A 13227-nucleotide genomic window follows, 5' to 3' on the forward strand; every position below is an offset into this window, starting at 1 on the left:
GGATGCGGGGTTTTCTCTTGCCCGTGAGGGGGTTTGACCGAAACGTCACGGTCGAGATGCGAGATATGCGATGCTGTCTCGATTTGGTAACACCCCGGCGTGGGTTTCGCGATAAGCTCCGCGAGTACTTCCGTTGCCGACCCAGAAAACCGCTGTGCGGCAACGGTTGTCGCAATACGATTCCGGGCGGGTAGCAGGGAGGCTCGGGGCGCACAGATGGAAGGCCGAATATGCGGGGCGTGACGGTTAAGGGCGGGGCGCGCAGCTGGTTGCGCAAGACGGTGCTGGGCGTGGCCCTGGCAACCATGGTGCCGCTGGGGGTTTCGGTCCTCGGGACGGCGCCGGCGCAGGCCGCCTACAGTCCGGACGGCATGGACTTCTACGTCGACTCCGTGATGGGGCCGATCAAGAACCGTGTCTTCCGCGCGGCGGACGGCAATACCAACCGGGTGGTCTACGCGCTGGACGGTGAACGCGCGCGCGACGACCTCAACGGCTGGGAGATCAATACCGATGTCGCCCATGCCCTGACGGCCGCCAATATCAATGTCGTCATGCCGATCGGCGGCCAGTCCAGCTGGTACGCCGACTGGAACTCGCCGAGCACCTTCCTGGGCCTGCCCGCGGGCACCGCCTCACAGCAGTCCGGATCCGGTATCACGCAGGCGCTTTCGGGCGGCCCCGGCAAGTCCTACACCTACAAGTGGGAAACGTACCTGAGTCAGGAACTGCCCAATGCGCTGCGAGATCGCCTGAGCTTCAGCTCGAGTCGCAACGGCATCTTCGGGCTGTCCATGAGTGGCGGCTCCGCGTTCATGCTGGCGGCATTCCACCCGAACCAGTTCTCCTACGCCGGTTCGATGTCCGGCGCCCTGGACCTGTCGCTGCCCGGTATGCGCGACGCCATCCGGGTGGCCATGGTCGACGCCGGCGGTTACAACGTCGACGCCTTGGCGGGTGCCAAGGACATGAAGTGGCAGCACCTGGATCCCTTCCAGTTCGCGCCCAAGCTGAAGGCCAACGGCACCCATCTGTTCATCTCGGCGGGCAGCGGGCTGCCGGGCGCGGTCTCCGATATCAATGCCACGGTCATCCAGGCCATGGGCATCGAGGCGGTGTCGCTGGTGGGCACCAAGGCGTTCCAGGCGCGCTGGGCCGCGCTCGGCGGCGGCAATATCGTCGCCGACTACCCGGCCATCGGCGTGCACAACTGGAAGAACTGGGAGGGCGAGATGGGCCGGATGATCCCGGACCTCTCGAACAACATCGGTTGATGGCGGGACGACATCGGTCGATTCCTAGACTTTGCTGAGAGTTGGCGCGCGCCTTGATCATTCACCACCGGTGATAGGGGATGCTGAAGGCGCGCAGTGAGGTTCGTGCAGTCTGGAGTGATAGCTGTTGAGTATGGGTCAACGGGGGCTGAATTCGACTCGGGAGTCACATCCAGGCACTGATCTGCGCCACATTCCGCTCCGAGCGTGGCGCTCGTCACTTTCGTCACGATCGGATAACACCCCGTTTGCCCATCCGCGATAGGGTCGCCGAGACCTCTGCCGGAGTCACGAGCACACGGCGAGACCGAACCACAGGAAAGGCCGGACAAATCAATGCGAGGCGATAGACGTCAGAGATCCCGCGGTTGGCTCAAGAACTCCGTGGTCGGATTGGCTCTGGCGATTGCACTGCCGTTCGGGGTGTCGGCGGTCGGCGTCGGAACCGCGAACGCGGCCCTGGACCCCAGCGGCTTCGACTTCTACGTGGACTCGGCGTCCATGGGCCCGGTCAAGTCGCGCGTCTTCCGCGCGGCCGACGGGAACACCTCCCGCGTCGTCTATGCCCTCGACGGCATGCGCGCCGGGCAGGACCTGAGCGGCTGGGAAATCAACACCGACATCACCCACGCGCTGACCGCGGCGAACATCAACGTCGTCATGCCGATCGGCGGCCAGTCCAGCTTCTACGCCGACTGGAACGCGCCCAGCAGCATCCTCGGTGAGGGTGGCGGCAGCGGTTCGGCCGGTTCCTCCTCGCTGTCCTCCTCCGGCTCGGCCTCGGGTTCGTCCTCGGGCTCGGGCGCCTTCCAGCTGCTCGGTGGTGGCCCCGGCAAGAGCTACCGCTACACCTGGGAGACCTTCCTGTCCCAGGACCTGCCCAACGCGCTGAACTCGCGGCTGGGCTTCAGCAAGACCCGCAACGGCATCTTCGGTCTGTCCATGGGTGGCTCCGGCGCGCTGACGCTGGCCGCCTACCACCCGGATCAGTTCAGCTTCGCCGGTTCGTACTCCGGTTACCTGAACGTCTCGGCCCCGGGCATGCGTGAGGCCATCCGCCTCGCCATGATCGACGCCGGTGGCTACAACGTGGACTCGATGGCTCCGCCGTGGGGACCGCAGTGGCTGCACATGGACCCGTTCGTGTTCGCGCCGCGCCTGCGGGACGCCAACACTCGCCTCTGGATCTCCGCCGCGAGCGCGATCCCGGGCGCCGGTGACGTCACCGGCATCATGCCGGTCATCCAGGGTGTGCCGCTGGAGGCTCTCGCCCTGGTGAACACCCGCGCCTTCCAGGCCCGGATGCTCTCGATCGGCGCGAACAACGTGAATTACGACTTCCCGGCCACCGGTGTCCACAACTGGAACAACTGGAACGCCGAGGTCTACCGGATGATCCCGGACCTCTCCAACAACATCGGCTAGCCCCGAGCTGTCGCGAAACGAAGCCCCCTTCCGTTGTGGATGGGGGCTTCTTTCATGATCTTTCGCGACTCGCCGCGCTGAGCACACGGGACACGCCCACCTGGTCATCCGATACTTCATCGGTAGCGAAGATGAGTTCTGCGTGATCAGTGTTCTGCTCAAACCGAGAAGGGCTGGGTCGATGCGGGTTCGAGGCTTCACACGAAAGGTCATGGGCGTCGCCGCTGCCGCCCTGCTGATGCCATTCGGGGTGGCGGTGATCGAATCACCACCGGCGGCCGCGGCATTCGATCCCGCGATCTTCGACTTCTGGGCGGATTCCCCGTTCATGGGTCCGATCAAGACCCGGATCCTGCGTGCCCGCGACGGCAACACCCAGCGGGTGGCGTACGTGCTCGACGGTCAGCGGGCGCAGGAGGACCTGAACGGCTGGGAGATCAACACCAATGTGCCGCAGGTGCTGGCCGACTGGAACATCAATGTGGTGATGCCGGTCGGCGGCCAGTCCAGCTTCTACGCGGACTGGGACGCGCCGAGTTCGTTCTTCGGCGTCCCGGCGGGCACCGGATCGGCGGCCTACGGCACCGGTTCGGGCGCGACCGAGGCGATGGGCGGTGGTCCGGGCAAGAGCTACCGCTACGCCTGGGAGGACTTCATCACCAACCATCTGCGCTGGGAACTGCAGAATCGCCTGGGCTTCAATCCCAATCGCAACGGCATCTTCGGTCTGTCCATGGGCGGCAGTGCGGCCCTGACCCTGGCCGCCTACCACCCCGACTTCTTCAGCTACGCCGGTTCGTATTCCGGGTACCTGAACATCTCCGCGCCCGGCATGCGCGAGGCCATCCGGGTCGCCATGCTCGACGCGGGCGGCTACAACGTGGACAGTATGGCTCCGCCCTGGGGGCCGAGCTGGCTGCGGATGGATCCGTTCGTGTTCGCGCCCACGCTCATCGGGAACAACACCCGGGTGTGGGTGTCGGCCGGTAGTGGTGCGCCGATGCCCGAGGACCTGGACATTCCGCTGGGCGCCGCCGCGGACCGTCTGATCCGCGGCGCGCCCCTGGAAGCCTTGGCGCTGGCCAACTCTCGCGCCTTCCAGGTCCGCATGCTCACCCTGGGCGCACAGAACGTCGTCTACGACTTCCCGGCCAACGGCCTGCACGCCTGGACCAACTGGGCCAATGACGCGTACCGCATGATTCCGGACATGTCGGGAAATATCGGATAGACCGAACGAATCGATGGCCGTCATCCCGATGGGGTGGCGGCCATCGACGTTTCGCATCACGTTTTGGTCGCGTGGGGTGTTTTGATAGCCATCGGCTCCGAACCGCAGCTTATGAAGATTCAGCGGCAACAGCTTCTGCATTTCGGCGGTGGTCAATGCTGACCACACTCGTGAAAGGCGAGTCGATGCGGTCTGTTCGAGGGCTTCGGGGTGTGCTGGGGCGATCCCTGGTGGGATTCGCGGTGGCAGTTGCCCTTTCACTGTCCGGGACGCTCGCGGCGGGAACTGCGCACGCCGCATTCGATCCGGGCGGCTACGACTTCTGGGTCGATTCCAGCATGGGCCCGATCAAGTCACGCATCTTCCGCGCCCAGGACGGCAATACCCAGCGGGTGGTGTACGCGCTGGACGGATTGCGGGCCCGCAACGACCTTTCCGGCTGGGAGAACGACACCGACGTCGAGCGCGCGCTCACCGCGTGGAATATCAATGTGGTGATGCCGGTCGGCGGCCAGTCCAGCTTCTATTCGGACTGGGTGGCCCCGAGCAACACCAATGGCCAGGCCGTCCCGTATGCCTGGGAGACCTTCCTGACCCGCGATCTGCGCAATGCGCTGGCGGCCCGGCTGGGCTTCAATCCGCGCGGGAACGGCGTGTTCGGGCTGTCCATGGGCGGCAGCGCCGCACTCGTGCTCGCGGCCTATCACCCGGACCAGTTCCGTTATGCCGGATCGTATTCCGGGTATTTGAACATTTCCGCGCCCGGTATGCGCGAGGGTCTGCGTGCCGCGCTGCTCGATGCCGGCGGTTACAACATCGACGCCATGTGGGGACCGCCGTGGAGCGAATTGTGGCTGCGCAACGATCCTTTCGTATTCGCGCCGCGGCTGCGCGACAACGGCACCCGGCTGTGGATCTCGAGCGGCAACGGGCTGCCCGGTCAGCGGGATGTCGTGCGTAGCCCCCTGGACGCATACAACGTGGGGAATGCGATGGGCCTGGAAGCGATAGCACTCGCGAATACCCGCGCGTTCCAGGCCCGGCTGGACTCGCTGGGCGCCAACAACGCGGTGTTCGACTTCACCGACAACGGTGTGCACAACTGGCCGTACTGGGCCGACCAGGTCTACAAGATGCTGCCCGACCTGAGTGCCAACCTCGGTTGAGCGATTCCGCCAAGAGGGATGCGGCGTAAGGGTTTTCCACGTTGCCGCGACATCACGAAGGATTCGCGATATGGTCACCGCACCATTACGGTCATATGCGATGGTGTGAATCCCCTAACCATTGAGCATGACCTTGCCAATCGCTCGGAGCGTCGAATACCCTCCAGCGAGCGCAAGTGTGACCAACCCGTGGTAGCGCTTCGCTCGCAGAGAAACGTCGGGATTCGCTGCGAGTGCTGATCGCGTATGTCCACGCATGGCTTCGTCATGCCCGCGTGCGCGATTGACAACTTAAAACACCGCAGTAGCGCAGTACTGCGGTAGAGAAGGAGCAGTATCCATGCGTTTCGGCAGGTCCGCCGTGCCGGGAGTAGGCCGTGCGCAGAGTGGTTGGCGCACACGGCTCGTCGCCGCCACCGTCACCGCGGCAGCTCTCGCAGTCCCGACCGCTTCACTGGCCGCCCCGTCCATCGCCTCGGCCGCTCCGGCGTTCGGCATCGCGCATCGCGGTGCCCCGGGCAGCTTCGAAGAGCTGATGGTCCCCTCCAGCATGGGCCCGATCAAGGTCCAGGTGCAGTGGGCCAAGAACGGTGGCAGCTCCGCGGTCTACATGCTCGATGGCATGCGCGCTCAGGACGATCACAGCGCGTGGGCCAATGCGAACGAGGGCGACGCCCCCGGCATCTTCGCCAATGATGACGTGAACGTCATCATGCCGGTGGGTGGCCAGTCCAGCTTCTACGCCGACTGGGTCTCCCCGTCCAACACCAACGGTCAGAAGTTCACCTACAAGTGGGAGACCTTCCTGACCAAGGAACTCCCCGATTTCCTCTCCGGTTACGGGGTGGCGCGCAACAACGTCGCGATCGCCGGCCTGTCCATGGGTGGCTCCGCCGCCCTGATGATGGCCGCCTACCACCGCGACATGTTCAAGCAGGCCACCTCGATGTCGGGCTACCTGAACCTGTCCGCGCCGGGCATGCGTGAGGCCATCCGCATCGCCATGCTGGACGCGGGTCGCTACAACGTGGATTCCATGGCCGCGCCGTGGAGCCCGGCCTGGCTGCGCATGGACCCCTTCGTGTTCTCGCCGCAGCTCAAGAACCTGCCGATGTTCATCTCGGCCGGTAGCGGCATCCCCGGCCGGTACGACGGCGTCGGCTCGTTCGGCGACGCGTTCAACACCGGTAACGCCATTGCGCTGGAAGCGCTCTCGATGGTGAACACCCGTGCCTTCCAGGCGCGGCTGGGCCAGATCGGCGTTCCGGCGCAGTTCGACTTCGAGGTCACCGGCACCCACAAGTGGGGCTACTGGCACGACGAGCTGATCAAGGCCCGTCCGCAGATGCTGAGCGCGCTGGGTCTGGCGTAATTTCATAGCTGGAACAAATGAACCGGTCACCCAACAGGGTGGCCGGTTCTTTTATGCCTCCCCATGATTCGCCGCAACGGGGTAGAAAACTACTGTGACAGGTGTGGCGATTGGTAGATGGGGGCGGGGCGGCCGCAGAGCATTGGCCGCGTTCGCAATGGCCACCACAGCCTTGCTGACGGTGGGAACGGCGTACGCGGAACCGGGGGCCGCGCCGCCGACGGGGGCACCGGCCAAGCCGACGAAGCCCGACATTCGAAATGTGGTGTGGCTGAGCGACAGACGGGTGGCCCTGTGGGTGGACTCACCCGCCATGGGCGCCCAGATCCAGGTGCAGCTGCTGCTCGCCCGGGATTGGAACACCAAGCCGGATGCCAAATTCCCGGCGCTGTTCATGCTCGACGGCCTGCGCGCCACCGACGATCAGAGCGGTTGGACGAAAGACGCTGGGGCCGAGGCCTTCTACGCCGACAAGAACGTCACCGTGGTGCTGCCGGTGGGCGGCGCGGCGAGCTTCTACTCCGATTGGAAGCAGCCCGACAACGGCAAGATCTACAAGTGGGAAACCTTCCTGACCAAGGAATTACCGCCGCTGCTGGACCGGGATTGGCGCACCACCAATGTGCGCGGCGTGGCGGGACTGTCCATGGGCGGTACCGCGGCCATGACGCTGGCGGGCCGCAATCCCGGCTTCGCGCGCTACGCGGCCTCCTTCTCGGGCATGCTCACGCTCACGACTCTCGGTATGCCGCAGGCGGTTGCGTACGCCATGAAGGATGCGGGCGGCTACCACTCCGACGCCATGTACGGTCCACCCACAGACGGGGAGTGGGAGGCGCACGATCCCTACGCGCTGGCGGAAAAACTGAAGGGCCTCAGCCTGTATGTGTCCAGTGGCAGCGGGCTCGCGGGCGTCTACGACCTTCCCGCCGGCATCCCGGGTGTCAGTACCAACTGGTCGGGCATGGCGCTGGAGGTGTTGTCCCGCTTCTCATCTCAGCAGTTCGTCGCCAAGCTGAACAAGCTGAGCATTCCGGTACAGGTCAACTACCGGGCGTCGGGTACGCACTCCTGGCCGTACTGGGATTTCGAGATGCGGCAGTCCTGGCCGCAGGCGGCGTCCGCGCTGGGCGTTGAGGCGGCCAAGCCGGACTGTGCCTCGGCGGGCGCGATTCTGCCTGTGGCACTGGCGAAGTCGTGGCTGGGCGACTGCCTGACCGCGGAATATCCGCTGGCCGGCGGTGCGGCACAGGACTTCCGGGGCGGCCGGGTGCTGTGGTCGGCCGCCGGGGGCGCGCATCCGGTGGGCGGCATGATCGGCGGCACCTACGAGGGTGCGTCGGGACCCGCTGGGGCACTCGGCTTTCCCACCTCCGACGAAACGCCCATACAGGGCGGGGCGCAGCAGGCCTTCCAGCACGGCACCATCGTGTTCCGTGACGGCAAGGCCGAGATACACGCCAGCTGAACGGGATACCCGCCGGTTACCTCCGAGCCGACTGTAGAGTGCACCGTTGTCCGTGACTCCCGTCACGTCGGTGTGCTTTCCCCCTGCGGTTCAGGAGATCGATCTCTATGCCAGTACAGGGCGCCTTGTCATGCCCAGAGCACGGTTCGACTCGCAAGATCAAGCGCGCCGAATCCCGGCGCAGGTCCGGCTGGCGACGCGTCCTCGCGGCCGCCGCGGCCGTGCTGGCGCTGCCCGCGCTGGCCGGTCCCGCGCTCGCCATGCCCACGCATCCGCTGCATCGCGGCACCCCGGAGGGCGGGTTCGAGGAATTGCTGGTGCCCTCCAGCATGGGTCCGGTCAAGGTGCAGGTGCAGTGGGCCCGCCACGGCGGTGACGCCGCGCTGTATCTGCTCGACGGCCTGCGCGCCCGCGACGACTTCAATGCCTGGACCTTCGAGACCAACGCCCTGCAGCAGTTCGCCGAGGACAACGTCACCCTGGTGATGCCGGTGGGCGGTCAGTCCAGCTTCTACAGCGACTGGCGTGCGCCCTCGAGCACCAACGGCCAGAAGCTCACCTACCGGTGGGAGACCTTCCTGACCCAGGAGCTGCCCGCCTTCCTGGAGGGCTTCGGCGTCTCCCGCACCAACAACGCGGTGGCCGGGCTGTCCATGGGTGGCTCGGCGGCGCTGGCGCTGGCCGCCTATCACCGCGACCAGTTCAAGCACGCGTCCTCGTTCTCCGGTTACCTGAACATCTCCGCACCCGGTATGCGCGAGGCGATTCGGATCGCGATGCTCGACGCGGGCCGGTTCAATGTGGATTCCATGGCCTGGCCGTGGAGTCCGGCCTGGCTGCGGATGGACCCCTTCGTCTTCGCCCCGCAGCTGCGTAATCTGCCGCTCTACATCTCCGCCTCGTGGGGTGTGCCGGGCGCGCACGACAATCCGGACGGCCCGGTGGGCATCTTCAACACCGTGAATGCCGTTGCCCTGGAGGCGCTGTCGATGGTGAACACCATCTCCTTCATGGCCCGGATGAATCAGCTCGGCATCGGCGCGCACTACAGCCTGCCGGTGAAGGGCACCCACTCGTGGGGCTACTGGCAGGACCAGCTGACCACCGCCCGCCCCGACATCTTGGCCGCGCTCGGGGTGTCGTAGAGCGACACGCCGTGAGGCGGATAGAAACTGGTCGTTTGCTGTAGGCGGTTCGTTTCCGTGTGTCCTACCGGGAGTTGAGCGCTCCCGGAGGTACAACACTTGTGTGGCTGGTGTTGTCCGTGGGATCAAGCGAATGCGTATGCGATGGACCGCATGCGCGGCGGCAGCGGTGTTTCCGCTGGCCGCGGGCATGTGCGTGGGGACCGGTCCGGCCTCGGCCGCACCCGACGCCCCCGCCGCAAACCCGGCGAGCATTCAGAAGATGACCTGGGTGAGCGACCGCCGCGTGACCGTGTGGGTGAATTCGCCCGCCTCGGGCGCGCCGGTCGAAATCCAGTTGCTGCTGCCCCGCGACTGGAACTCCAAGCCGGACGCCAGGTTCCCGGTCGTCTACATGCTCGACGGCCTGCGTGCCACCGACGAGGAGAACGGCTGGACCAAGGACGCGGGCGCGGCCGGCTTCTTCGCCGATAAGAACTCGCTGGTGGTGCTGCCGATCGGCGGCCAGTCCAGCTTCTACGCCGACTGGCTGGCCCCCGACAACGGCCGCAACTACCAGTGGGAGACCTTCCTGGTGAAGGAGCTCCCGCCACTGCTGGAGAGCCAGTTCCGCGCCACCGATGTGCGTGCGGTGGAGGGCCTTTCGATGGGCGGCACCGCGGCCATGATGCTGGCCGCCCGCAATCCCGGCTGGGTGCGCTCGGCCGCCTCCTACTCCGGCTTCCTCACCCTGACCTCGCTCGGCATGCCGCAGGCGGTCAACTTCGCCATGCACGACGCGGGCGGCTACGACTCCAGCAAGATGTTCGGCCCGCCGTCGAGCCCGGCCTGGAAGGAACACGACCCGTACGAGCTGGCCGACAAGCTCAAGGGCGTGGCCCTGTACGTGTCGAGTGGCAACGGCGTCGCGGGCACCACCGATCCGCTCTCCGACATTCCGGGCATCACCACCAATTACGCGGGCCTCGGCCTCGAGGTGCTGTCGCGGCTCAGTACCCAGAACTTCGTGGCCAAGCTGGCCAAGCTGAATATCCCGGTCTCGGTGAACTATCGCCCGTCGGGCACGCACACCTGGCCCTATTGGGATTTCGAGATGCGCCAGGCGTGGCCGCAGACTGCGGCCGCGATCGGCGTGGACGCCACCGCCCTCGACTGCAAGGTGGCGGGCGCGATCGCGCCGATCGTGCAGGGCAACAACTGGCTCGGCGACTGCCTCTCGGGCGAATACCAGGTGCCCGGCGGTGTCACGCAGGACTTCCGCGGCGGCAAGGTGCTGTACTCGCAGGCCACCGGCGCGCAGCCGGTGGCCGGGGCGATCGGCGGCAGCTACGCCGGACTGGGCGGTGCGGCAAGCGGTTTGGGCTTCCCGACCGCCGGAGAGGGCGGACTGCCCGACGGCCGCGGCCGGTTGCAGCCCTTCCAGCACGGGTCCGTCTACTGGACTCCGCAGACCGGCGCGCAGGCGGTGCGCGGTGCGATCTTCGACGAATGGGCCAAGGGCGGCTACGAGCGCGGCCCGGCCGGATACCCGAACGGTCAGGAAGCCCGCACGCCCCAGCGGGACGGTGTGGTCCAGGGTTTCGAGAACGGGCCGGTCTACTTCAGCTCCAAGACCGGCGCGCACCTGGTGCAGGGTCTGATCCTGGGGAAGTACGGGCAGCTCGGATTCGAGAACAGCCCTTACGGTTTCCCGACCTCGAACGAGGCGCCGTTGCGCGACTTCGGCCGCTACACCGCCTTCGAGGGCGGCAATATCTATTGGAGCCCACTCTCGGGCGCCTGGGGCGTGCGCAACGGCCCGATCATGGACGCCTGGCGCGCAACCGGATTCGAGAACGGCCCGCTCGGCTACCCGCTCTCGGACGAGGGCGAGATCCCCGGCGGCGCGCAGCAGACCTTCCAGGGCGGCACCATCACCGTCCGTGACGGTCACACCACCGCCGCCACCCTCGACGGCCGCCCCATCACGATCCCGGGCAGCGAGCAGCCCAAACCGGCTCCGGCGCAACCACAGCCCGCCGCGCAGGCACCGGCGATCCAGCTCCCGGGCCTGCCCGCGCTGCCGCAACTCGCGCCCGCCGCACCGGCCGCCCCCGCACCGGCTGCCCCCGCGCCTGTTGCGCCCGCCGCCCCCGCGCCCGCCCCGCAACCTGCGGCGGCTCCCGTGCCCGTCCCGGACCCCGAGCCCGCAGGTCCGCCGCCGGTTCCCGCGCTGGGCCCCGAGGTCCGTCCCAACTAAGAACTGGATGAGGTTCCGTTGTGGCCCGGGACTAGTGCCCGGGTTGCGGTTAGCCTGGGGGCGACCTTTTGCCCTTGGACAGATATGGAAGCGATTAGATGCACGGAATCCGTGGAAAGGTATTCGGCGTGGTGGCCGCTCTCGCCGCCGCCGGACTGCTCGCCGCGTGCGGTAGCAATGACTCGACCGCCAAGAGCACGCCCACGCTGACCACCACGAAGGCCGCGGCTGCCGCGCCCACCACCCCGGCTGCCGGTGCGCCGTCCAGCACGGATCAGCAAGCGCCGCAGCCCGCGCCGGATTCCGCGACCGCGACCTCCTCGCCCGAGCGTCCGCAGCCGGTGCCGAGCCAGTTCATCACCACGCCCAGTGGTTCGCCGGCGCTGACCGACAAGCAGAAGGGCTTCCTCGACGATCTGAAGAAGGCGGGCATCACGCCGGGCTCCTCCGATATCGCCATCACCGCGGCCGATCTGGTCTGCCAGGGTAAGGCGGAGAACGCCCCGCAGGATCAGATCATCACCTACGTGACCGCCATCGCCGGTTCCGATCCGTCCTTCGACCAGTCCAAGATGTCGGTCGAGCAGGCCGGCAAGATCTACTACGACGTCGCCTCGAAGAGCTACTGCAGCAAGTGACGACGCGACGCCGAATCGGACGACGCCGGCCGCGCCCGGCGGGTTGCCTGCTGCTCGTCATCGCCGCGATCGTGATCGTGGTCGTGGTGGCGCTGCTGCTGTGGTACCTGCTGGCGGGCCGGTTGCGGCTGCCCGGCCCCAAGCCGCCGGGACCCACGCGTCCGACCTCGCAGCCGGCCGACTGCCCGGACGTGCTGCTGCTGTCCGTGCCGGGTACCTGGGAGTCGAACAGCAATGACGACCCCTACAACCCGACCGCGAACCCGGCGTCGCTGATGTTGAACGTCTCCAACCCGATTCGGGCCAAGTTCCCCAACGAACGGCTCGAGGTCTACACCGTCCCGTACGTGGCGCAGTTCTCCAATCCCATCGCCATTCCGCCGGACGGCCAATCCTCGTACAACAACAGCCGTTCCGAGGGCACCAAGCGGGCCACCGATCACCTGGCGGCCACCTACGCCAAATGTCCGCTCACTTCCTATGTGCTGGCGGGCTTCTCGCAGGGCGGGGTGATCGTCGGTGATCTCGCCGCGCAGATCGGCGCGGGCAAGGGGCCCATACCGGAGGACCTGGTACTCGGCGTGACCACCATCGCCGACGGCCGCCGCGATGTCGGCGATCCGGGCGAGGCTGCCGAGATCGGCCCGACCCCGCCCGGCGTGGGCGCGGAGGTGGCGCTGCGCGGCCTCAATGTCCCCGGCATCACCATGACCGGGCCGCGCGGCGGCTACGGCAAGCTCGCCGGTCGCACCTTCACCATCTGTGCCGCAGGCGATTTGATCTGTGACGCCCCCCGTCAGGCGCTGAACCCGGGCAATGTCCTCGGCAGTCTCAATATCCTGGTGCGTGCCGCGGGCAATCCGGTGCACAGCCTCTACAACGGTTATCAGGTCGACGGCAATGGCACCACCGCCACCGAGTGGACCGTGAACTGGGCCTCGGGCTTGATCGAAAACGCCCCGCATCCAGCACATTCGTAAGGTTTTGCGCAGAGATCCGCAAGCGATCGGGCGCACCATGGATGATGGGTCCTTCGCCGGGTGTGTGACCCCACCCGACCGACCCCCCAGTTTCGGGGTCACCCGGTAAAGTGCTCCGGGTTGCGACACAGCCGAGACCCGGTCCGTGCGGCAACTCACATTCACGTCCTTGTTGTGTCCTATGTGGGGCGCTCCCCACCCATTTGGAGGCATTCGCGCCGGTGAAGCACTAGCCCAGAGGTGTGAGCTGGGAGATGTTCGGCCGCTCCGAAGCATGGCCGGGTAGCCC

The 13227-nt window shown here is 66.7% G+C and carries 9 protein-coding genes and 1 pseudogene; all 10 read left to right on the forward strand.

Annotation, left to right across the window (positions count from 1 at the left end):
• Positions 1-230 precede the first annotated feature (230 nt).
• The 10 genes and pseudogenes from ACFXHA_RS21915 (at position 231) to ACFXHA_RS21960 (ending at position 12938) form a co-directional block, all read left to right on the forward strand.
• Positions 231-1274 carry an alpha/beta hydrolase gene (locus ACFXHA_RS21915; protein ID WP_379359451.1) on the forward strand — a complete coding sequence of 348 codons (1044 nt, stop codon included), beginning with the start codon at positions 231-233 and terminating at the stop codon, positions 1272-1274.
• Positions 1275-1610: 336 nt separating this feature from the next.
• Positions 1611-2699, forward strand: coding sequence for an alpha/beta hydrolase (locus ACFXHA_RS21920; protein WP_379359453.1), 1089 nt, complete (start codon positions 1611-1613; stop codon positions 2697-2699).
• A gap of 211 nt (positions 2700-2910) precedes the next feature.
• Positions 2911-3930: an alpha/beta hydrolase gene (locus tag ACFXHA_RS21925; protein ID WP_379359455.1), complete on the forward strand. Its 1020-nt coding sequence runs from the start codon at positions 2911-2913 to the stop codon at positions 3928-3930.
• Between the two features lie 185 nt (positions 3931-4115).
• Positions 4116-5096: an alpha/beta hydrolase gene (locus ACFXHA_RS21930; RefSeq protein WP_379359457.1), complete on the forward strand. Its 981-nt coding sequence runs from the start codon at positions 4116-4118 to the stop codon at positions 5094-5096.
• A gap of 340 nt (positions 5097-5436) precedes the next feature.
• Positions 5437-6468, forward strand: coding sequence for an alpha/beta hydrolase (locus ACFXHA_RS21935; protein ID WP_379359459.1), 1032 nt, complete (start codon positions 5437-5439; stop codon positions 6466-6468).
• Between the two features lie 157 nt (positions 6469-6625).
• Positions 6626-7897: pseudogene (locus ACFXHA_RS21940) on the forward strand (alpha/beta hydrolase-fold protein); the annotation flags it as partial.
• A 146-nt stretch (positions 7898-8043) separates the two neighbouring features.
• On the forward strand, positions 8044-9081 hold the full coding sequence (locus tag ACFXHA_RS21945; RefSeq protein WP_379359461.1) for an alpha/beta hydrolase: 1038 nt from the start codon (positions 8044-8046) through the stop codon (positions 9079-9081).
• A 133-nt stretch (positions 9082-9214) separates the two neighbouring features.
• Entirely contained in the window at positions 9215-11320 is a 2106-nt protein-coding gene (locus ACFXHA_RS21950) for an alpha/beta hydrolase-fold protein (protein ID WP_379359463.1), read from the forward strand.
• A gap of 98 nt (positions 11321-11418) precedes the next feature.
• Positions 11419-11958: a DUF732 domain-containing protein gene (locus ACFXHA_RS21955; protein ID WP_379359465.1), complete on the forward strand. Its 540-nt coding sequence runs from the start codon at positions 11419-11421 to the stop codon at positions 11956-11958.
• Positions 11955-12938, forward strand: a complete 984-nt coding sequence (locus tag ACFXHA_RS21960) for a cutinase family protein (protein ID WP_379359467.1) — start codon at positions 11955-11957, stop codon at positions 12936-12938. Before ACFXHA_RS21955 ends, ACFXHA_RS21960 begins: the two co-directional genes overlap by 4 nt.
• The last annotated feature ends 289 nt before the right edge of the window (positions 12939-13227 follow it).

The organism is Nocardia sp. NPDC059240 (assembly GCF_042753865.1).
In the GTDB taxonomy this organism is placed as follows: Bacteria; Actinomycetota; Actinomycetes; order Mycobacteriales; family Mycobacteriaceae; genus Nocardia.

Excerpts from the sequence above, each read along its gene's own strand:
- ACFXHA_RS21915 (WP_379359451.1), top strand. The coding sequence starts at position 231 with ATGCGGGGCGTGACGGTTAAGGGCGGGGCGCGCAGCTGGTTGCGCAAG.
- ACFXHA_RS21920 (WP_379359453.1), top strand. The coding sequence starts at position 1,611 with ATGCGAGGCGATAGACGTCAGAGATCCCGCGGTTGGCTCAAGAACTCC.
- ACFXHA_RS21925 (WP_379359455.1), top strand. The coding sequence starts at position 2,911 with ATGGGCGTCGCCGCTGCCGCCCTGCTGATGCCATTCGGGGTGGCGGTG.
- ACFXHA_RS21930 (WP_379359457.1), top strand. The coding sequence starts at position 4,116 with ATGCGGTCTGTTCGAGGGCTTCGGGGTGTGCTGGGGCGATCCCTGGTG.
- ACFXHA_RS21935 (WP_379359459.1), top strand. The coding sequence starts at position 5,437 with ATGCGTTTCGGCAGGTCCGCCGTGCCGGGAGTAGGCCGTGCGCAGAGT.
- ACFXHA_RS21945 (WP_379359461.1), top strand. The coding sequence starts at position 8,044 with ATGCCAGTACAGGGCGCCTTGTCATGCCCAGAGCACGGTTCGACTCGC.
- ACFXHA_RS21950 (WP_379359463.1), top strand. The coding sequence starts at position 9,215 with ATGCGTATGCGATGGACCGCATGCGCGGCGGCAGCGGTGTTTCCGCTG.
- ACFXHA_RS21955 (WP_379359465.1), top strand. The coding sequence starts at position 11,419 with ATGCACGGAATCCGTGGAAAGGTATTCGGCGTGGTGGCCGCTCTCGCC.